Source organism: Halobacillus dabanensis (assembly GCF_900114165.1).
GTDB classification, from domain to species: domain Bacteria; phylum Bacillota; class Bacilli; order Bacillales; family Halobacillaceae; genus Halobacillus; species Halobacillus dabanensis.
In genome coordinates, this window is record NZ_FOSB01000009.1 from 67,932 (window position 1) to 87,805 (window position 19,874).

At 40.0% G+C, this 19,874-nt stretch carries 20 protein-coding genes; 14 read left to right on the top strand and 6 right to left on the bottom strand.

Features of this window, described 5'->3' with window-relative positions; translation table 11 throughout:
- Positions 1 to 8 precede the first annotated feature (8 nt).
- Complete coding sequence (locus tag BMZ58_RS15050; protein WP_083412821.1) at positions 9 to 803, top strand: YfkD famly protein; 795 nt, start codon at positions 9 to 11, stop codon at positions 801 to 803.
- On the opposite strand, the gene BMZ58_RS15055 is transcribed toward BMZ58_RS15050, so the two are convergent.
- A complete protein-coding gene (locus BMZ58_RS15055) occupies positions 773 to 1,657 on the bottom strand; it encodes a mechanosensitive ion channel family protein (RefSeq protein WP_075037386.1) in 885 nt (294 codons plus the stop codon). The two genes, BMZ58_RS15050 and BMZ58_RS15055, sit on opposite strands and share 31 nt — an antisense overlap.
- A 143-nt stretch (positions 1,658 to 1,800) precedes the next feature.
- Between BMZ58_RS15055 and BMZ58_RS21205 the strand changes: the two genes are divergently transcribed.
- The 6 genes from BMZ58_RS21205 (at position 1,801) to BMZ58_RS15080 (ending at position 8,950) form a co-directional block, all read left to right on the top strand.
- A complete protein-coding gene (locus BMZ58_RS21205) occupies positions 1,801 to 1,950 on the top strand; it encodes an SE1561 family protein (RefSeq protein WP_167360095.1) in 150 nt (49 codons plus the stop codon).
- A 112-nt stretch (positions 1,951 to 2,062) separates the two neighbouring features.
- Positions 2,063 to 3,370, top strand: coding sequence for a Na+/H+ antiporter family protein (locus tag BMZ58_RS15060; RefSeq protein ID WP_075037387.1), 1,308 nt, complete (start codon positions 2,063 to 2,065; stop codon positions 3,368 to 3,370).
- Between the two features lie 85 nt (positions 3,371 to 3,455).
- A complete protein-coding gene (gene pdaA / locus BMZ58_RS15065) occupies positions 3,456 to 4,235 on the top strand; it encodes a delta-lactam-biosynthetic de-N-acetylase (RefSeq protein ID WP_075037388.1) in 780 nt (259 codons plus the stop codon).
- Positions 4,236 to 4,799: 564 nt separating this feature from the next.
- Positions 4,800 to 5,669, top strand: a complete 870-nt coding sequence (locus BMZ58_RS15070; protein ID WP_075037389.1) for a DNA-3-methyladenine glycosylase family protein — start codon at positions 4,800 to 4,802, stop codon at positions 5,667 to 5,669.
- Between the two features lie 259 nt (positions 5,670 to 5,928).
- Positions 5,929 to 7,698 carry a PAS domain-containing sensor histidine kinase gene (locus tag BMZ58_RS15075; RefSeq protein ID WP_244151604.1) on the top strand — a complete coding sequence of 590 codons (1,770 nt, stop codon included), beginning with the start codon at positions 5,929 to 5,931 and terminating at the stop codon, positions 7,696 to 7,698.
- Positions 7,699 to 8,101: 403 nt separating this feature from the next.
- Positions 8,102 to 8,950 (top strand): YitT family protein, encoded by an 849-nt coding sequence (locus tag BMZ58_RS15080; protein ID WP_075037391.1) that lies wholly within the window; start codon positions 8,102 to 8,104, stop codon positions 8,948 to 8,950.
- 212 nt (positions 8,951 to 9,162) lie between these two features.
- Here BMZ58_RS15080 and BMZ58_RS15085 read toward each other — a convergent pair whose 3' ends face one another.
- Entirely contained in the window at positions 9,163 to 9,351 is a 189-nt protein-coding gene (locus BMZ58_RS15085; RefSeq protein ID WP_075037392.1) for a hypothetical protein, read from the bottom strand.
- Between the two features lie 179 nt (positions 9,352 to 9,530).
- Here BMZ58_RS15085 and mbcS point away from each other — a divergent pair, with 179 nt between their 5' ends.
- The 3 genes from mbcS to BMZ58_RS15100 all read left to right on the top strand — a co-directional run bounded on the left by mbcS (position 9,531) and on the right by BMZ58_RS15100 (position 13,046).
- The gene (gene mbcS / locus BMZ58_RS15090; protein WP_075037393.1) at positions 9,531 to 11,105 is read left to right on the top strand and encodes an acyl-CoA synthetase MbcS; all 1,575 of its coding nucleotides are present in this window, start codon (positions 9,531 to 9,533) and stop codon (positions 11,103 to 11,105) included.
- 787 nt (positions 11,106 to 11,892) lie between these two features.
- On the top strand, positions 11,893 to 12,318 hold the full coding sequence (locus BMZ58_RS15095; RefSeq protein WP_083412823.1) for a GNAT family N-acetyltransferase: 426 nt from the start codon (positions 11,893 to 11,895) through the stop codon (positions 12,316 to 12,318).
- Positions 12,319 to 12,389: 71 nt separating this feature from the next.
- Positions 12,390 to 13,046, top strand: coding sequence for a reverse transcriptase-like protein (locus BMZ58_RS15100; RefSeq protein WP_075037395.1), 657 nt, complete (start codon positions 12,390 to 12,392; stop codon positions 13,044 to 13,046).
- 160 nt (positions 13,047 to 13,206) lie between these two features.
- Here BMZ58_RS15100 and BMZ58_RS15105 read toward each other — a convergent pair whose 3' ends face one another.
- Positions 13,207 to 13,701, bottom strand: coding sequence for a L,D-transpeptidase family protein (locus BMZ58_RS15105; RefSeq protein WP_075037396.1), 495 nt, complete (start codon positions 13,699 to 13,701; stop codon positions 13,207 to 13,209).
- 40 nt (positions 13,702 to 13,741) lie between these two features.
- Here BMZ58_RS15105 and BMZ58_RS21645 point away from each other — a divergent pair, with 40 nt between their 5' ends.
- Entirely contained in the window at positions 13,742 to 13,867 is a 126-nt protein-coding gene (locus BMZ58_RS21645) for a hypothetical protein (protein WP_279626140.1), read from the top strand.
- A gap of 44 nt (positions 13,868 to 13,911) precedes the next feature.
- Here BMZ58_RS21645 and purU read toward each other — a convergent pair whose 3' ends face one another.
- Positions 13,912 to 14,808 carry a formyltetrahydrofolate deformylase gene (purU, locus tag BMZ58_RS15110; protein ID WP_075037498.1) on the bottom strand — a complete coding sequence of 299 codons (897 nt, stop codon included), beginning with the start codon at positions 14,806 to 14,808 and terminating at the stop codon, positions 13,912 to 13,914.
- Between the two features lie 148 nt (positions 14,809 to 14,956).
- Between purU and BMZ58_RS15115 the strand changes: the two genes are divergently transcribed.
- Entirely contained in the window at positions 14,957 to 16,381 is a 1,425-nt protein-coding gene (locus BMZ58_RS15115; RefSeq protein ID WP_075037397.1) for an aldehyde dehydrogenase family protein, read from the top strand.
- Positions 16,382 to 16,636: 255 nt separating this feature from the next.
- On the top strand, positions 16,637 to 16,891 hold the full coding sequence (locus BMZ58_RS15120) for a hypothetical protein (RefSeq protein ID WP_075037398.1): 255 nt from the start codon (positions 16,637 to 16,639) through the stop codon (positions 16,889 to 16,891).
- A gap of 1 nt (position 16,892) precedes the next feature.
- Here BMZ58_RS15120 and BMZ58_RS15125 read toward each other — a convergent pair whose 3' ends face one another.
- Positions 16,893 to 17,225, bottom strand: a complete 333-nt coding sequence (locus BMZ58_RS15125) for a hypothetical protein (RefSeq protein WP_244151605.1) — start codon at positions 17,223 to 17,225, stop codon at positions 16,893 to 16,895.
- A 220-nt stretch (positions 17,226 to 17,445) separates the two neighbouring features.
- On the opposite strand from BMZ58_RS15125, the gene BMZ58_RS15130 reads away from it, so the two are divergent.
- Entirely contained in the window at positions 17,446 to 19,071 is a 1,626-nt protein-coding gene (locus BMZ58_RS15130; RefSeq protein WP_139207357.1) for a BCCT family transporter, read from the top strand.
- A 99-nt stretch (positions 19,072 to 19,170) separates the two neighbouring features.
- Here the strand turns inward: BMZ58_RS15130 and BMZ58_RS15135 are convergent, their stop codons facing one another.
- Positions 19,171 to 19,872: a DUF5694 domain-containing protein gene (locus BMZ58_RS15135; RefSeq protein ID WP_075037399.1), complete on the bottom strand. Its 702-nt coding sequence runs from the start codon at positions 19,870 to 19,872 to the stop codon at positions 19,171 to 19,173.
- Between the last annotated feature and the right edge of the window lie 2 nt (positions 19,873 to 19,874).

The following is a 19,874-nucleotide window of genomic DNA, read 5'->3' on the forward strand; positions in this document are numbered from 1 at the left end:
CCTATGATGTGAAAAGAAAATGGTTAGGACTGATCATATTTATCGGGATTATTATGTTAGTAAGCGCTGGTTCCATTTCTGCTGAAAATAAGAAAACGGAAAAAGAAAGCGCGATTCCGAATCATGTGTTAAATATATCGAAAGACAATACGTATCCAAATTCAACGGATGACCAAGAACTTTTGGAAGCAGAGGAAATCACACAAGAATTGATGGAAAATACGGATATCCGTGTTACCAATCCTCAATTGATCGAGATGTTAAATGAAACTTCATTGAAGCCTTCTCCATTTGCCATTGGGTACCGGGGAGAGATTTTCTTAGGGCGATGGCCTCTTGCTTATGAATCTAAAGAAACGAATATTAACTGGGAATATCAGGAGATTAACACGAATGAATTGAGTAATCATGGGGGCAAGCAGACAGAAAAGCTAAGCTACGTGCAGAAAGAGGAGAAACAAATCAAAGGTGGTTTAACGTCAAGAATCAGTCACAGTGACCAAATGATGAAGCTTATTTTGTTAGAGGCACAAAAGAATACGAAACTTCCCTTATCTTTTAACACGGTCATTGGCAAAGGAACGAAGCAGAATAACACATATGGCGTTCCAACAAATAAAGTAGGAATCCTTCATGCTTACGCCCCTGCCGTTAATGAAAAAGGGGAAGTTACATTTGGGGATGTCTATATCCAACTAAAAGGTTCTAAAAAAACATTGAATGTCAAAAATGTTACGAGACAAGGAATTGGAGCATGGATTCCAATCCAAGATCATGTTAGTTTTTCATTTGAAGTGAAGTAATCCTTGTTGTCACGACTGTTGAATGAGTTCATTTCTACGCGCTGCTCTGCCATGGAGATGTTGTTTTCAAACAACACTTCAGCAAGAATCAGGCGCGTTTTTTTTGCCGCTGCCCAGTAAACGAGATCTTCCACCAGACCAATAACGGTGAATTCATAACCACGATGTGCCTGGTTCAAAGAGGACATGCCATACACTTGAAAGGGTTCCATAGGTTTATCTGTTAAATCCTTCTTCAAGTACCCTTGCATTTCGTCATTCAATCGTTTACAAGCTTCTTCTAGGACCTCCCAGGTAACTTTCGGGTTTTGCGAAAAGCTAGTCGTCACTTTTTCAATGACACGCATATGGTCAATGTTGTAATTCTCTATTGTATTGATTTGTCCGTTGCTTATTGTTAATAATTTCCCACTCCATTGTCGAATTTTCAAAAAGCGAAGGCCGATGTCTTCTACCGTTCCATGGAATGTATTATTTAATGTAATGAAGTCCCCTTTGTGGAGTTGTTTTTCATATAAGAGGAAAAGTCCGGCAAAAAAATCCCGAATCAGACTTTGAGCTCCAAAACCGACGATCACTCCGATGACGCCTGCCCCAGCTAGTAAATTACCGATCTCTACGAATTCATTGAGGGCGATTAAAATAAAGCCGATCACTGCTGTATAACTAATTATTGAGTTTAACATCGATTCTAGTGTCTTTTCCTTCCGCTCTTCGATAAAATCCGTTTTCATAAAAAAAGAATGGATAATTTTTCGGAAAAAAAGTACAGAGACGAATAGGATGGATGCAATGATCACTAATTTCAATATCGTTTGGTCATCTATATAATCAGTGAATTCTTTTATTGTCATAAGCACTAGCCTCCTCACTTAACTATGGGAGCATTATAGCATGTTTTCAATATTGTTTTCTCCTTCGTAGACAGGAGGCAACACATGTACTAAGATTAACAGGGTTGAAACCATGGATGAAATCATAAGGGGGTTGAATAACGATGTCACAGCAACAACGAATGGAAGATCTTAAATTACGTCTCGCTGAAGTGATGGGGCGAATTGAGAAATTGGATCCACAAGAAACCTCTGTCGAAGATATCGACCGTTTGATCTCTATGTTGGAAGAGTTAGAGCGTAATATGAAATAAGTTTTTTTATTCAGAATTGACTCTCTTGTTCTGGGAGGGTTGATTTTTTTTCATTTGTGCTTTATCATGGTAAATCGCTAATGCATGAAAATGAGGGAGAGGAGAATGTTCTATGGCATGGGCAGTTGTTGTATCTGTCCTCGTAATGACGGTCTTGAGTTTATTACGAGTGAACGTCATTATCGCCATTCTTGCTGCTGGACTTACTGCTGGATTAATGAACGGGGAATCTTTGATTAGTTCATTAGAAATGCTTGTAGGTGGCATGGGAGCACAGGCAAGTGTGGCTTTAAGTTATATATTATTGGGAGCTTTCGCCGTTGCGATTAGTTATACAGGAATTACATCTTTACTTGTGGGGTATTTGTTACGCGTATTAAAAGATAAGCGTGTGATTCTTGTTCTTGTTATTGCTCTTGTGGCATCTTTTTCACAAAATGTCATACCTGTACACATTGCATTTATACCTATTTTAATTCCACCTTTACTAAAATTGTTTGATGAAATGAAATTGGATCGGCGAGCCGTGGCCTCAGCTTTGACGTTTGGTCTCAAAGCACCTTATGTAATGATTCCGGTAGGGTTTGGATTGTTATTTCACGAAACAATCCAATCTTCTATGAGTAGTAATGGTCTCGATCTTAGCATAAGTTCTATTGCAATATCGTTAATTATCCCTGGCTCTGGCATGATTATCGGACTGTTAATTGCTATTTTTATTACGTATAGAAAAAGGCGTGAACTTCCTTCTTATCCTAGCGAAGGATTAGGGTTCGGAAAGGAAGAAGTGGAAACGCCCACCTTTAATATGCAGCACGTATGGACGCTTGTTTCTATTGTTGTGACGTTAGTTATTCAGGCCGTATGGCAGAATTTGATTTTAGCCGCACTTGCAGGGATCATTCTGATGTTTGTTTTCCGAGTTGTTCCATATAATAAAGGCGACAAAATCGTGAATGATGGGATAAGTATGATGGGTTTTATCGCTTTTGTCATGTTAATAGCTGGAGGGTATGCCAACGTACTCACAGAAACGGAGTCGGTCTCTGCTCTGGTGGAAGTGAGTTCTGATTACCTTGGAGAAAATCAGGCGATCATTGCATTTTTACTATTACTTGTCGGTTTGATCGTTACGATGGGAATAGGCTCTTCTTTTGCTACCATTCCCATTTTGGCAGCTTTGTTTGTTCCCATCTGTTTAACGGCAGGTTTTTCACCAATGGCGACAGCGACTTTGATTGGAACAGCTGGAGCATTGGGGGATGCAGGGTCTCCTGCTTCTGACAGTACGCTTGGCCCGACTTCCGGACTGAATGCTGATGGTAAGCACCATCATATATGGGATACATGTGTGCCAACCTTTTTACACTTTAATATACCGCTATTTATCTTCGGGTGGGCTGCTTCGTTATTCTTATAAAAAGATAAGTGGGTAATTTTCCCACTTATCTTTTTTTATATTCACAGAGACTGAACACATACTAAGAAAAAAGTGAGTGGTTTCTATGTGGAAAGTATATATTGCTATTATCATGGTGGCGAGCCTTTGTTTTTCCCCTTCCCAGGTGTTTGCAGATGGATGGGGTTTTAATAAAAAGAATGATGGCTCTGTTCCAGATGTCGGCCGTTATGGACCATTGCTTGAAAAGTATGACGGGTTCTATGTGGATCCTTCTGGTGATAAAGTCGTATACTTGACCTTTGATAATGGATATGAACAAGGGTATACAGGAAAGGTGCTCGATATTTTGAAAGAAAAAGAAGTGCCTGCGACTTTTTTCGTCACCGGGCATTACATTGAGAGTGCGCCTGATTTATTAAAGCGGATGGCAAAAGAAGGCCATTTGATTGGGAATCACTCATGGAGTCACCCAGACTTCACACAAGTGTCTAAAGCGAAGATGGAAAAAGAACTGGAACGCGTGAACGAAGCAGTAAAGGAATTAACGGATCAGGAGGTAATGACCTTCATGCGGCCACCAAGAGGAACATTTAATGAGAAGACGTTAAAATGGGCGGAAGAATTTGGCTACACTCATGCTTTTTGGTCCCTTGCATTTGTTGATTGGGAAACGAACAAACAGCGGGGGTGGGAATATGCTTATGAAAGTGTGATAGATCAAATCCACCCTGGGGCCGTCATTCTTCTACACACTGTTTCCCAGGATAATGCAGAAGCACTCTCTCAGTTGATTGATGAATTGAATAAGAGAGGCTACCGTTTTGGCAGCTTGAATGATTTAATGATAAAACAAATGGTGCCGGCACCAGTATGGGGATTATAAATTAACCTGTCTACTGGGGATAAGGGGCGTTTTTACAGTTGTGCCTGAAATTTTGTTGAGAAAAAGTAGGGAACGCTTTTGCACTCTTTTAGCGAAACAGTTTGAGTGTGGATTATAACTCCTCTCAGCGCGAAAAGTATTGGAAACGGGCTTATTTTCGGAGAGACTAAAAAAACTCATAGGAAATAAAAATGTTCTCAAAGATAAATTGACATTAGAACAAACAATGTATTGTCTATAGGAAACCGCTCTTTTTGAGCGGTTTTTTGCTGTTTTTAAAGACCATGTCCTTAGGCTCTAAAGCTTACCATTCATGAAAATTTCCCATCTTCCTTGGGTCTGTTTGTGAAAAACGATCAAATATCTCTCTGGATAAGGGACCTTTTTAAAAGAGGATAGGCTTGAGAGAAGTCGGAACCCATAGTGTGTAGATATATGGTAATATATGTGGAAAGATGTTTTGGTTGGAAGAAAAAAGGAAATATATTTACAAGTACTATGAGAAATTATTCCCATTCTTTGCAAATAATTATTAATTCGTAAGAAAAAGGGAGGAAAAACTGTTTGTGGAAAGAAAAGTTAAAAGCGAATACTTTTTATGATTTTGATTATACCTTACTTCGATGGGCATTCGACCCATTAACTCATTTAGACCGTGCTGAGCGTTGGGTGGATGTGCCGGTAAAGATGGGAAATGAGTTCCATATCGTCCGTGTCCAGGGACTGGGTACAACCTCACAACCGGTTTTTGAAGTATCAAGTGATAATGAAGAAGTTAAGGGAGAGTTGCTTCACTATATCAGAGACTTGTTTCAATGGGATAAAGATTTGGAAGTAGTACATGATCATTTCTTAGATACAAACCTAGAATCATTATTCCACGCTCACCCAGCAACACCCATCGTTAAGGATTTTCATCTCTATGATTGCTTGATGAAAGTTATTATTCACCAGCAATTGAACATGAAATTTGCCTACACGTTGAGTACACGGTTTGTAGAAACATTTGGAATGAAAAAGAAAGGGGTATGGTTTTATCCTTCCCCTGAAACTGTTGCAGAAATCCCATATGAAAAGTTAAGAGAATTACAGTTCAGCCAAAGGAAGGCAGAGTATGTGATTGACACTTCACGCCTAATTGCTGAAGGGGAATTGGATTTAGAGGCACTAGCAATGGAAGCGGATAGTGAGATAATGAAACAATTGGTGAAAATCAGGGGTATCGGTTCGTGGACGGCTGAAAATTGGCTGATGTTCGGTGTCGGAAGGGAGAATCTTTTACCAAAAGCGGATATTGGAATTCAAAACGCCCTCAAAATATATTTCGATATGGATAAAAAACCGTCATATGAACAAATGGAGACTTGGAGCAAGGAATGGCATCCCTATATGAGCTATGCATCTTTGACACTATGGCGTAGCATCGAGGGTTAATCCAAGAAAATAGTCATAAGCTCGTCTATATACTCGTATTATGTAACATAACGAAAAATAAAGGTTAAATCGTTTGAAAATATTCAAAATTAGATATTGTTACGTTATAATGAAAACCGTACTGGAAAATATTGAACGGCTAAAAGGAAAGAGGTCTTAATATTGGTGATAAGAGAGGTATTCTGACCAAGTTCATAGCGGAGAGATATTAGATGTTCTGAGTTTGAATGGTACACCTGCGTGTTTACTCGATTTGCGGATGCAAAAGGTTACCCTTAATGAAGAAATGCAAAGAACTCTGCAAATTAAAGAAACAGAAATGTCGTTCTCCCATTGGATCCGATCCTTCCGTCACACCGCACAGCATCGCCTGCAGAGGGCGTTGCATCAACTTTTGACAGAAGGGTTACAGGAAGAGTCTGTTCAGCTGATGGATAAGAACAGCTCACGAAAATATCAATGCAAGATGATGCACCTTACTAATGGACAAATTGCTTTCTCGTTAAAAGGTAGGGGTGAAGAGTCTACTTGTTCGGAATCAAGCCCTCTGTCTTCAGACCAAGAAAAGAATAAGCCTCTTCCATTAAATGAACCTATCAGTAATCATTCATCGCGCAGAATGACTCATTTATCTCATGCAGAGTCCACACAGCTAAAAACACGTATGGGTCATCTCGTGGATAAATTCCCACATGGACTCGCTTTAATCAATCACGATTGGGAATTGACTTATGCTAATCCAAAAATGGAAGAAGTTACAGGTTTCTCTTTTTTAAAGAACTATTTCAAGAAGTTATGGGATATCTTCCCGGTTAATGAGCATTATAATTTTTTTCAACAATATTTACGAGCGATGGAAACCCAAGAAACGGTTGAGTTTGAAGGGTTCATTCCCAATACCGATACAAATGTACAGGTGACTGTACATCCGACAGAAATAGGAATCACCGTCTTTGTTCAGGACATTACAATATATAAACGTCACTTACAAGCACTTAAAGAATCGGAAGAAAGGTTTGCACTTTTAGCTAATAATATCAAAGATGTCTTTTGGATTAGCCAACCGGATTTTAAAGAATTACATTATGTCAGTCCATCATTTCAAAAGATGTTCGGAATTTCTCGAAGAGAAGCTTTTCTTAATCCGGAAATTTTAATGAGACATGTTTATAAGGCTGATCAGAGTGCCTTACAAGAGGCTTTTGATCAAATGTCCGTTAAGGAAAATGAAGTGGAATACCGTATAAAAGATTCAGAGAATCGAATGAAGTGGATTCGAACGAAAGGTTTCCCTGTTGAATACAATGGACATTCCTATGTTCTGGGAATCCATGAAGATGTAACTGAATATAAGGAAATGTTAGAACTGAAGGAAAAGTCACAGCAACTTTCTACGATTACCCAAATGTCTGCAGGTATTGCCCACGAAATTAAAAATCCTTTGACGGCAATCAAAGGATTTCTGCAAATCGGTGCAGCAAACCCTGAGCTTAGAGATAATTATCAGGAGATTATCCTTGATGAGGTAAATAGGATTGAAGCTATTGTGCAGGATTTCATGATGTTGTCTAAACCAAAATCTTCCATACAGCTCGAGCAGGTAGACCCTGAACAATTAGTGTCTTATGTGCTGAGGTTACTGGAACCGGAAGCGAACGAAAAACAAATTTATCTTTTATTAGAGTGTGACACTATACAAGATAATATTGAAACAGAACCAAAACGCTTAAATCAGATCTTAATTAACCTGGTGAAAAATGCAATCGATGCTGTCGATTTAGGAGGGGAAGTTCGGGTTATTATTCGAATGTCAACCCAAGAACTAACGCTTTCCGTTAAAGATAACGGTCCTGGTTTAACTCCCCAAGAATTGGCTAAAATCGGAGAACCTTTCTTTACTACCAAAGAAAAAGGGACAGGTTTAGGGGTTATGGTGACAAAAAAAATCATTTCAGACTTGAACGGTAAAATTACGTATGAAAGTCAAAAGGGAAGAGGGACGACAGTCACAGTGACTCTCCCCAAATAGGATAAAAAAAGAAGAAGAATAAAAAATCATCATCCTTATTACAGGATGATGATTTTTTTAATTAAATGTTAGTAGTTTATGATGATTATTATTTTTATTTTTCAGAGGGACTAATGGCTATGTAAATAGAGTATTTACGACAAAATAGACTAACGGATTTTTTATCTTCATAAATCTATCTGATTCCCTATAAATAGTGAATATTCATGAAAATTCGAACTTTTTTCTCATTCCCGAAGATTAATTGTTCGAATTTTCTAGGTTCAATCGCTTACATGGAAATATATATTTTTTTAGGATCAAAGCTGTTTACAAACCGTGTTCTGGGCTCTATAATCCCGATTGTACTACAATTTTCGTTCGACAAATTATACGTGATTTCCGCATAAAAGGAGGCTTTCTGATGCTGAAAAAAATATGGTCATTTTTGTTGATGAATATAGGTGCTCTTGCAGTGGCTGTTAACGTCCATTTCTTCTTGTCCCCTAACGATTTAGCAACTGGAGGAGTTAGTGGACTGTCAATTGTTATGGATAAAGTCATTCCAGACCTTTCACTTGGAATGATTATGATTATCTTAAATATTATACTTTTTATTGTTGGTTTCATATTTTTAGGTTTTCAATTTGGGATGAAGACGATTTACGCAAGTTTCGCTCTATCATTCATGGTATGGGGCTTGGAAGCTTTCTTCCCAATGCAGGAAGCACTGAGCGATGATTTATTAATCCAACTGATTATCGGACAAATCATTGCGGCTTCAGGAATGGCATTGGTATTTCACCAGGGAGCCTCCACCGGAGGTACGGATATTCTTGCTATGATTCTTAATAAATTCTTTTCCATTGAAGTTGGAAAGGGTGTTCTGTTCTCTGATATCGCTATTGCAACATCGTCTATATTCCTTTTTGGCCCAACAGTAGGAATGTACGCTTTCTTCGGTGTCATATTGAATGGTTTAGTAATTGATTATATGCTACAACAATTTGAAGACAACAAAGAAATCGTGATTATTAGCCGTGAAAGTGAACAAGTGCGTTACTTCATCGTCAACCAGCTTGGAAGAGGAGCAACGATCCATCAGGCAAAAGGCGCCTTCAATCAGGAGGATAAAGAGGTCATTACAACAATCTTAAGTCGAAAAGATTATACACGTCTGAAAAAATATATGACAGCAATAGATGAGCAAGCTTTCATCACGGTTCACTCTATGAACGAAATTCTCGGCGAAAACTTTAAACGTCTTGCATAAAAGGAGACGTGCAATCGAAAAAAGCCTTTGAAGCAGGATAATATATATCCGGATTCAAAGGTTTTTTTATTACTGGAAAAATAAAAAAGGATTCCCTGTTAGATCGACTTTCTCTATCTCTAGTGACGCCTCACTCGAGGCCTTAAGAATGCTTATGGTGAAAAAGGACGTCAAGACAAATTTTTAGCACCTCGGGGTCACAAATCTATTATTCAGGGACGAATGGATTTTTTGATAATAGAAAAGTTGATGACGAGGACAGTAACTACGGAAGCCACTGTATAATTGAAATTATTTGTAACCATAGAAATGAAGAAAAAAGCTAAGATCATAATTAATGAGACGACGAGCAGATGAAATCGATTCAGGTTTTCCTGTTTTCTTTCAGGATGTGCTTCCAAAGGGCTCACTCCTCGTTCATGGTTATTGGTATTATATGAATAGATTTAATAATCTGTCAATTTTATGCGGTCAATGATGTTTCTGTCCTCCAATATAGTATTTGAAAGATTTAGAAAACTTGCTATAATTGAAATGGGACAAACTGAACAGTCGCTCACAAAAGAAGGAGGAATGAACAATGAAAAGAGAAGAATTGATCGCTCCTGAAAGATACAATGTTGTTTCTGAAATGGAAAAGTATGCACAAGGGACAGAACGTAAAGCTTTGTTATGGTTAAATGAACAAGGTGAACAAAAGAGTGTTACATATGATGAGTTGATGAAGAATGCGAATAGAATTGGAAACGCTTTCTGCGAACAAGGTCTCAAACAAGGCGACAAAGTACTTGTAATGATTCCAAGATTAATTGAAGCCTACCAGGTTTATATAGCTGCTCTTAAGGCTGGGCTCGTCGTTATTCCGAGTTCTGAAATGCTCCGTACGAAGGACCTGCAATACCGAGTTACCCATGGAGAAGTAAGTGCAGTTGTCAGTTATTATCCCTACACCGATCGCTTCCATGAGGTGAAGGAATTTAAAAAACTCATCCCTTTTTCTGTCGGTGGTCCAAAAGAAGGGTGGCTTGATTTAGATTCATTAATGGAAGACCATAGGGAAGACTTTGATTTAGCCGATACCTCCCGAGAAGATATGGCATTCTTATCATACACTTCTGGGACGACCGGTAATCCCAAAGGGGTGGTTCATACACATGGATGGGGGTATGCACACTTAAAGACTGCCGCTGATAAATGGCTTGCAATTCAGGATGGCGACACGGTTTGGGCAACTGCTGGACCTGGATGGCAGAAGTGGATTTGGAGTCCATTTCTTTCTGTACTGGGGACAGGGGCTCAAGGACTTATTTATCAAGGGAAATTTGAACCGAAAAAATATCTAAGTTTAATGGATGAACATCATGTCAATGTTCTGTGTTGTACACCTACAGAGTATCGATTAATGGCGAAAGTGGATAATCTTGACGAATATAAGCTGAAGGGGCTTCATAGTGCTGTGTCAGCCGGTGAGCCATTAAACCGCGAAGTCATTGACACCTTCCAAAACCATTTTAATGTTACCGTTCGTGACGGCTACGGTCAGACGGAAAACACACTACTTGTCGGTATTATGAAAGATATGGAAATTCGCCCAGGATCCATGGGGCGACCGACTCCGGGCAATCAAGTAGAGATCATTGATGAAATGGGAACCCCTGTGGAACCAGGGGAGGTTGGCGATATTGCAGTACATTTGGACACCCCGGCTTTATTCAAGGAATACTATAAAGATCCTGAACGTACAAAAATGTCGAGACGAGGGAATTATTATGTGACGGGTGATCAGGCGACCAAAGATGAAGATGGCTATTTTTGGTTTGAGGGCCGTAGTGATGATATTATCATTAGTTCTGGCTATACCATTGGTCCTTTCGAAGTGGAAGATGCTCTTGTGAAACATGAAGCAGTACAGGAGTGTGCAGTAGTGGCAAGTCCGGATGAAGTAAGAGGGAATGTTGTCAAAGCATTTATCGTTCTTCAAAGTGGGGTGGGAGCTAATGAAGAACTGGTCACTGAGTTGCAGGGTCATGTCAAAAAATTGACTGCGCCATATAAGTATCCAAGAAAGATAGAGTTCATAAAAGAGCTGCCAAAGACGACCTCTGGGAAAATCAGACGTGTTGAGCTGCGGCAAAAGGAAAATGTCCCGAAGTAAATGTACCCTGAGCCTGAAGGTCCCCCCTGGATCTTCAGGTTTTTCAGTATTCTAATTACATATTAAACAAAATGGCAGTATCCTGGAAGACTCGATTTCGAGATAATAGATCTGTTGCCATATGAAGAGTCAGGAGTGGTGGGGAAGCTACTCGTCTAGCTCCATCGTCCAGACACCCGCGTCATAAGCAGAACATCAACGGAATGAAAAAGCACATTCCGTTGATGTTCTGCTTATGCCAGTCGAGTCTACCAGGACGATGGAGCATTTGAACACTTTCCTGTGGGGGACCTGGCGAGCTTCCTCGGGCGGTCTGCCGTACTACGGGAACTCGCCTACCTCCTTCTCCCACGGGAGTCTCGCAACTTCTCCACCACCCCATTCGAAGTTAATGAGAAACGAATCCCTTTACCAGGAAGGAGCGTCTTCCAGCATCCTTGTCCTATGGGGGAATATAACGCTCTATAGCAAGGTTTCCATCATGGGAGTACCTTATTCTCATCAGCCCACTCCCATAAATTCCTACTTTTTGTTGGAGTGGTTTCGAGAATCGATTTTCGCAAGGTGCAGAGGGGAATGGCGAGACTCCTGCGGGAAAAAAGTGCTTGGTGAGACCCCGCAAGGCTTTAGCCTGAGGAGGCTCACCGCGCTCCCGCGGAAAGCGAGTTATTCCCCGCCGCACCTATCCACCCATAAAAAGTCTCGAAACTGAGTCTTACAGAATAGGGAGCTTTATTGGAATGAAGGGTAATAAGAACTTTGTTGGAGTAGAAAAAGGAGGAGAATCATGATACGTAAAGCAGTGATAGAGGATGCGAAAGATCTTGTGCCGTTGATGGGAGATTTGGGGTATCCTACGAGCGGGAAACAAATGAAAGAAAGAATGAAAAGGATTTTAGAAAAAGATGATTTTCAGACATTCGTATGGGAAGGAGATGGTAGGCTGAACGGCATGATTGGAATGTGTTACAGTGAAGCCTATCACACAGATGAATCTCATGTACGCATCATAGCATTTGTCGTTGAAAAATCGAAACATGGAAATGGCATCGGGCGAGGGTTGATGGAAAAAGCGGAACAATGGGCAGAGGAGAGAGGGGCAAAGACGATTATGCTAAACAGTGGAAACAGGGAAGAAAGACAGGATACACATGATATCTATCGTCACTTTGGTTTTGAGGGGAAAGCTACAGGATTTTATAAATCGTTGTAGGTAATCATTAGAAAGATATAGTAATAAGGAGGTCAGAAAAGGTAAATAATTAGTGTAGAAGGAGGTTCATTATGAAAGTTAGGATAGAGGTTACATATAAAACACCGAAAAAAACGGAAATTTTCTTCAAATCAGAGGAAATGACCATAGGGGAAGCACTCTTGATTTCAGATGACTTAGAAAAGACAGGAAGGGCCAAAAATTTAACCTTCATAGATACGTATGATACGACTTGGAAAAGAAAGGATCTCCAAAAGTATATGGATGATTTAGAAACAGAACCCCATGATATTACCGTATATTTTGATGGTGGGTTTAATATCGAAGATCGAAAATCAGGATTGGGTTGTTCCATTTATTACGACCAAAATGGCAAGTCCATGCGTTTAAGAAAAAATGCTGCGGTAGAGGAACTTGCTTCTAACAATGAAGCAGAATATGCAGCTCTCCATTTGGCTCTCCAAGAATTAGACCTTTTGGGCGTCCATCATATACCGGTTCTTTTTATTGGAGATTCGCAAGTGGTAATCAACCAACTAAATGATGAATGGCCTACGATGGAACCATCTTTAAATGACTGGGCAGAGCGTATTGAAAAGAAAATTGAACAGATGGGAATTTCCCCCACATTTGAAGTGATTTCACGAAAGGACAATCGAGAGGCGGATCGGCTAGCTACTCAGGCATTGAAAGGTACGGAAGTTACAAGTAATACAGAGAGAAAATGAAAAATGGAGCGCTTTTGTTTTTTCAGGAGGCGCTCCATTTTTCATTTGAAAATTCTTAAAGCAAATCATGAGGTTTAAATGCACATCATCGTAAAGATTACTTATGTTCTTACAGATGCATATATCGTTTGCTTATATATTTATAGGTTTGGCACTAATATCAGGCGAGTATATTTACGGAAGTACCGATGGGGATGGTCCTGGATAATTCTTCTACGTCCTTATTGTACATGCGGATACATCCTTTCGATACAGCTTTACCGATCGAACTAGGGTTATTGGTTCCGTGGATGCCATAATGTTGTTTTGATAAACTCATCCACATTGTTCCGAATGGTCCTCCCGGTTCAGGAGCTTTATTTATAATAATAAAGTTCCCTGTAGGAGTGCCTTGAAGCATGCGTCCAACAGCTATAGGATATTCTTTTTGTAAGGATCCACTTTTATACAACCGGAGACGACGGTTGTTTATGGACACTTCTATCTGATAGGGGAGATCCGCAGGGTTTGGTAATCCAGGGATGACCACTTGTTGTCCTGGGTAGATCAGGTTAGGGTTGGCGATTTGGTTCGCGGCCAAAATATCTCTTAATGGAGTTCTGTAGTCTCTGGCAATCTGTGCAAGGGTTTCCTTCGTTTTTACAATATGAATCATACACTCACCTCAATGAAAGGGTTTACCACATTTTATGTAAGTGAGTAAATTTTTTGCTGGATTGTTTACGGGGGAGGCTCGTGAAAACGATTTGATCATCGAAGGGAGCACGGTTTTTGAATTAGAGTTAGGGATCGACCACCTACTTCGGTCCATCCCTAACTAGTTTTCATAAATCTTCTTTCATCCTTTTATATTTCCACTGAAAAATTACAGGACAATCGTTTTGTTTTTGTGAACGATGACTCTGTCCTCGAGAGCCCACTTGACAGCGCGGTTCAGAACACTCCGTTCAATCAATCTTCCTTTTTTCTTTAGGTCGTTGACGCTATTACGATGGTCTACACGAATGACGTCCTGTTCAATGATCGGTCCTTCATCAAGGTCGTCTGTCACGTAATGAGATGTTGCACCAATCAGCTTCACACCTCTTTTATAAGCACGCTTATGCGGGTTGGCACCAATGAACGCGGGTAAGAACGAATGGTGGATATTTATAATTTTCGATGGGTGTTGTTCCACAAAGTTTGGTGTGAGAATTTGCATGTATCTTGCAAGAATAATCACGTCGATATTGTATTGTTCCAATAATTTCAATTGCTCTGCTTCCACCTCTTCACGAATGTCTTTGTTCGCTGGGATATAGTGAAAAGGAATGCCGAAAGATTCGACAATATCTCGTGCGGTTTCGTGGTTGCTAATCACTAAAGGGATTTCAGTGACGAGATCCCCACTTTCCCACTCATACAAAAGCTCACGCAAACAATGAAGTTCTTTGGAAACAAAAATCGCGGTTCTCTTCAATTCATGTAAGAAAGTCATACGCCAAGTCATTTGAAATTCTTCTGCAAGTGCTTCAAAATCCTTTTTCAACCTCTCCTCTTTGGATTTCATATCCTGCGCTGCAAAAACAATTCTCAAAAAAAATACGCCTTCTTCATGATCAGTGGTGAACTGGTTAGACTCTACGATGTTAGCTTTATGTTCATACAAAAATGCTGAAATACTGGCAATGATTCCAGGTTGGTCTGGGCAGCTGACGAGCAAACGAGCTTTATCCTCATTCGTGTTTAAGTATTGTTTTATTTGTTGATTGTTAGAATCCATTTCCATCATCCTTCCTTATCGTAGTCATAATTATAGTAGAGCCGGAATTGTTTGGAAAGTTTATCGATGTTTCACAAGGTTGAAATAAGGTTACATTCTAACCGTAACGAAAAAATAAAAACTTCTAATAAAAAGGAGATCCTATTATATGAAAAACCATCTAAAGCATTATATAAATGGTGAATGGGTAGAATCTACAGGTAACGAAACGGAAGAAGTTATTAATCCAGCTACAGAAGAAGTGATAGGTACAATCAGTCTCGGTACTAAAGAAGATCTGGATAAAGCCGTGAAAGCGGCACGTGCTGCATTTCCTTCATTTTCACAAACAACAAAAGAAGAAAGAATTGAGTTACTAGAAAAAATAGCAGCAGAGTATGAGAACCGTAAACAGGAAATTGTTGACACGATTACTGAAGAGTTAGGCTCACCTGTGACAATCTCTGAGAATGTGCACTATACGATGGGATACAACCATTTCTCCCAAGCAGCTGAATCTCTCAGAAATTTTTCCTTTATCGAACACCGCGGAGGGCACACAGTGATGAAAGATACGACTGGTGTCAGTGGGTTGATAACACCGTGGAATTTCCCCACAAATCAGATATCAACAAAAATTGCCAGCGCTTTTGCTGCAGGGAGCCCGGTCGTCGCCAAGCCAGCTGAATTGACACCATTCGCTGCCATCATCTTAACAGAAATTTTTGATAAAGTCGGTGTGCCAAAGGGTGCTTTCAACTTAGTAAATGGTTCTGGATCTGTCATCGGTGACGGCATTAGTTCTCATCCGGATATCGACTTCGTTTCCTTTACTGGTTCCGGAGCAGTCGGTCAAAAAATAATGCAATACGCGTCTGAACGGATTGCTAATGTAGCACTTGAACTGGGGGGAAAGTCACCACTTGTCGTCCTTGAAGATGCTGATGTTGAAGAAGCAGCACGAGCAGCAGTATCTCATATTGCCAAAAACACTGGGCAAGTCTGCTCAGCGGCTACACGGGTATTAGTGCCTTCTGCTATGAAAGAATCTTTCGAAGAAGCTGTCAAGAAAGTCTTGCCTGAATTCCCCGTTGGGAATCCACGTGAAGATAACCAAGTTGGTCCTTTAGTTTCCCAGAAACAGTGGGATACTGTTCAATCGTATATCGAAAAAGGGGAAGAGGAAGGTGCCACTCTGCTTGTAGGTGGAACCGGAAAGCCAGAAGGATTGGAAAAAGGCTATTACGCAAAACCTACTGTGTTTACGGATGTTAAAAATGACATGGTCATTGCACAAGAAGAAATATTCGGTCCTGTAACATGTATTCTAACTTATGGTTCCGTAGATGAAGCAATTGAAATTGCAAATGATACCAAGTATGGGTTAGCTGGTTACGTATTTGGTGAAGATACAGAAACGTTGACAAAAGTGGCTTCTGGAATCAGAGCAGGTCGTGTGAAGATCAATGATGCAGAAGTTGATTTTGCAGCTCCATTTGGTGGGTATAAACAATCTGGATTCGGAAGAGAATGGGGCGATTATGGAATTGAGGAATATCTGGAAGTGAAAACGATTTTAGGGTATCCGAAATAATCGGTGATGACATGATCGAAGGTAGAGGAGATTTCTCCTCTACCTTCATTTTTTGTGAGTAAAACACCTATTCCTTCGTTAAGGTCCTTTTCCCCAGAAGGTGCCCTTCGAGAACTATGAAGAGGAAATGAATGGGGCGGGGAGCTTTTTGCTATCCTGCTTAGGCTTGAATTTTTGTTACTTTCTTAACGGATGAGGTTGTAATATACTTGGAAAGGATATGATTACCTACGTATTTATAAAGGAGGAAAACTAATGAGTAGATGGTTTACCCATATTTTTAATATCCTTGTTGGTATTTTGATTGTCCTAGAGGGGGCAGTTTATATTTTTATGAATAACAAAGACGGTGAACTTCACTTGCGAAGTATTGTGATGACATTTTTGCTTTTATTAGCATGGACAATGTCTTATCGTAAACAATTAATAAGTGAAAACCCTAGTGCTTGGCTAGTTGTAACCATCATTATTCTGATTCCGATGATTTTACCATGGTTGTTTTTTATTTGACTTAAATGAGCCAACGGAAAAGGCTGATTCCCCCGAAGATTAATGCAGATAACAGATAGATATATCCGAACACCTGCTGTTTCGCTTCTTCACTGTATGTCTCCACCGTGCCAGAAAAAATCAAGAACAGAAACGTAATAATATGTAATGTGATTTCAACCCCTGTCATTGGGGGAGACTTAAATAACAACCATCCTCCAATCGGGAAGGCGGTTAATAACGGAAAATATAACGGGTTTAATTTATCATCCCATGTCTTCTTCTTATCGCTCATCCAGCAATCCCCTTTAAGAATAATTTGTTTTCCAAACGTTCCTTTTACTTTATCCTTCATTTACTTTCCTCTTTTTGTTTCCACATGTCAAACTTCGAAACTGTTTCCTGTACGCCTTTTAAAGCAGGGGGAAAGGTATACATCCTTTTTTGCCTTCTGTCTACATGCTACAATGAAGCTTGTGTCTTAATTCCCGTACTACATATCTTCGTAAGATTGCATTATTTATTTGTTACAGGAACAAACTAAATATCGACGAAGTAGAAAGGATGTATATCATTTGAAAATGAAACTAATTGATTGGCCTACGTTTATCGGAGCATTAATTCTTTTACTTGGTGTGACGTTACCGCTCATCTTATTCCCTGAGACAGGGAAAGAGTTTGTAGCAGAAGCGAACACATTCATGACTGAGAATTTTGGCGTTCTTTATATGATCATGGGTTTTGTCATATTTGCGTTTCTGGTTTTTGTTGCCTTTAGCAAAAATGGAGCAATCAAATTGGGTGACGAAGGGGAGAAACCAGAGTTCAATACATTTTCATGGGCAGCGATGTTATTTGCTGCTGGTATTGGTTCTAGTATCTTATATTGGGCAGTTATTGAATGGGTGTATTACTATCAAGGTCCTCCATTTGGTATAGAACCTGGTTCGAAAGAGGCGATCCAGTGGGCCTCCGCTTATGGTATTTTTCACTGGGGGCCGATAGCATGGGCGATTTACACCCTGCCAGCACTACCGATTGCATATTTCTATTATGTAAGAAAAAAACCTGTGCTTAAAGTTAGCGAGGCTGTGCGCCCTGTCTTAGGTAAATCTGTCGACGGTCCTTTAGGTAATATCATTGATGTACTATTTATGTTTGGCTTGCTTGGGGGAGCAGGAACGACTCTTGCTCTTGGAACACCAATGATCGCTGAGGGGATTACTAGTTTGACAGGTATTCCAGCTAATTTAGGAATGAAAACCGTAATCATGTTGCTGTGTACCATTATTTTTGCAATCAGTTCCTATTCTGGTCTTAAACGTGGAATCAAGGTACTGAGTGACGTAAACCTCTGGCTATCTATTTTCTTGTTAGCTTTTATTTTCATCTTCGGCCCGACAAAATTCATTAGTGAAACCACATTCAACTCACTTGGTATTCTGGCTGATAACTTCTTTAAAATGGCGACATGGATGGAACCATTCGGGGACTTAGGTCAATTCGAAAAGACAAGCTTCCCTGAATACTGGACAGTTTTCTATTGGGCCTGGTGGTTAGTTTACGCGCCATTTGTCGGTTTATTTGTAGCCAGAATTTCCAGAGGGCGAACGATCCGTCAAATGGTACTCGGAACAATGATTTATGGAACGCTAGGTTGTGTATTGTTCTTTGGTGTCATGGGGAACTTCGGATTGTATATGCAATTGACAGGCCAATTTGATGCCATAGCGTTTATGGATGCAAATGGTGCTCCTGCAACAATCATAGAAATCATTCATCAGCTGCCTTTAGCTAAGTTTATGGTTTTGCTTTTTACGGTATTAGCTATTATCTTTTTAGCAACAACTTTCGATTCCTCCTCATATATTTTAGCTTCTGTGGTGCAGAAAAACGTAGAAGGAGAGCCGATGCGCTGGAACCGTCTTTTCTGGGCATTTGCGTTGTGCTTGATGCCATTAGCGCTAATGTTCCTGGGTGGGCTGGATACACTTCAGACGGCAAGTATTGTGGGAGGATTCCCGCTCCTGTTCATTATGTTCTTATTGGCATGGTCGTTCATGAGAGCATCTAATACCGACATCCGCGAGTCGGATGATTATGAGCCTAGTACGATTCACATTAAACGGTGGAAAGTACGGAAGAAGAAGAAAAAGCGTTCGGCACTCGAGGCTCTTGAAGATAAACCAGATCAAGATTAACCAAAAAACCCAGCCTTCAAGGCTGGGTTTTTGTCGTCCATGAAATTATAAAATCTTGCTGGTGGGTCTGCTCCGAAGTCCAGCTATTTGTTCCATTTCCTACTTAGTAAGGTAGGGTTGTACATATGGAAGGTGGTAATCACCGCTATCTTCTAAAAATTGACGAAGTAAGTGCAAGTGATCTCCGCCGATCATAACTAAGACTCTGTCTTGCTGGTTGGTTATCCTTGATATATTTGCAGCAATTGCTAAGTCACGGTGATGCCATTGTTTTATCCACTGCACTCCGATTTGATGTTGGCGGTCGCCGACACGAGTGAGTTTCATATAAATTCTTTGCATTTCTTTTATATATTCCGGGTCATTGACGTAATGAAGAATGTCTCTGATTGAATGGTCCTGCTCTTTCTCTTTTAAGCGCATTTGGACATTTAGAATTTCTTTAAAAAGTTTAGGTTGGTGTTCTTTTGCCCATTCGAACACCTGGTTTAAGGATGGATTGGACATATCTACGATTTCATCGACCGGGTGCACCCCTGGCAATTCCATTTCATGAGCTAAACGAAAAGCGAATTGTTCGACTTCATCGTATGCTGGGATCAACTGACCCTGCTGATATTCACGGTACTTCCGGTCCAACTCTTCTTCTATTAAAAAAGATTTTTCCACTGCGATTTTTGTTGGTCGATACTTTTTTAAGGATTGGACTACTTGGTGAATTTCTTCTTGTTGATCATTCACTTTTGCAGGGTCCATGGACATGTGAAAAGTACCTAATAGCATGATTTCAGGTTTGTTCATTC

Coding starts and splice junctions, on each gene's coding strand:
- BMZ58_RS15055 (WP_075037386.1), bottom strand. CDS start 1,657: ATGACAATAAAAGAATTCACTGATTATATAGATGACCAAACGATATTG.
- BMZ58_RS21205 (WP_167360095.1), top strand. CDS start 1,801: ATGTCACAGCAACAACGAATGGAAGATCTTAAATTACGTCTCGCTGAA.
- BMZ58_RS15060 (WP_075037387.1), top strand. CDS start 2,063: ATGGCATGGGCAGTTGTTGTATCTGTCCTCGTAATGACGGTCTTGAGT.
- pdaA (WP_075037388.1), top strand. CDS start 3,456: ATGTGGAAAGTATATATTGCTATTATCATGGTGGCGAGCCTTTGTTTT.
- BMZ58_RS15075 (WP_244151604.1), top strand. CDS start 5,929: ATGCAAAAGGTTACCCTTAATGAAGAAATGCAAAGAACTCTGCAAATT.
- BMZ58_RS15080 (WP_075037391.1), top strand. CDS start 8,102: ATGCTGAAAAAAATATGGTCATTTTTGTTGATGAATATAGGTGCTCTT.
- mbcS (WP_075037393.1), top strand. CDS start 9,531: ATGAAAAGAGAAGAATTGATCGCTCCTGAAAGATACAATGTTGTTTCT.
- BMZ58_RS15095 (WP_083412823.1), top strand. CDS start 11,893: ATGATACGTAAAGCAGTGATAGAGGATGCGAAAGATCTTGTGCCGTTG.
- BMZ58_RS15100 (WP_075037395.1), top strand. CDS start 12,390: ATGAAAGTTAGGATAGAGGTTACATATAAAACACCGAAAAAAACGGAA.
- BMZ58_RS15105 (WP_075037396.1), bottom strand. CDS start 13,701: ATGATTCATATTGTAAAAACGAAGGAAACCCTTGCACAGATTGCCAGA.
- purU (WP_075037498.1), bottom strand. CDS start 14,808: ATGGATTCTAACAATCAACAAATAAAACAATACTTAAACACGAATGAG.
- BMZ58_RS15115 (WP_075037397.1), top strand. CDS start 14,957: ATGAAAAACCATCTAAAGCATTATATAAATGGTGAATGGGTAGAATCT.
- BMZ58_RS15120 (WP_075037398.1), top strand. CDS start 16,637: ATGAGTAGATGGTTTACCCATATTTTTAATATCCTTGTTGGTATTTTG.
- BMZ58_RS15125 (WP_244151605.1), bottom strand. CDS start 17,225: ATGAAGGATAAAGTAAAAGGAACGTTTGGAAAACAAATTATTCTTAAA.
- BMZ58_RS15135 (WP_075037399.1), bottom strand. CDS start 19,872: ATGAACAAACCTGAAATCATGCTATTAGGTACTTTTCACATGTCCATG.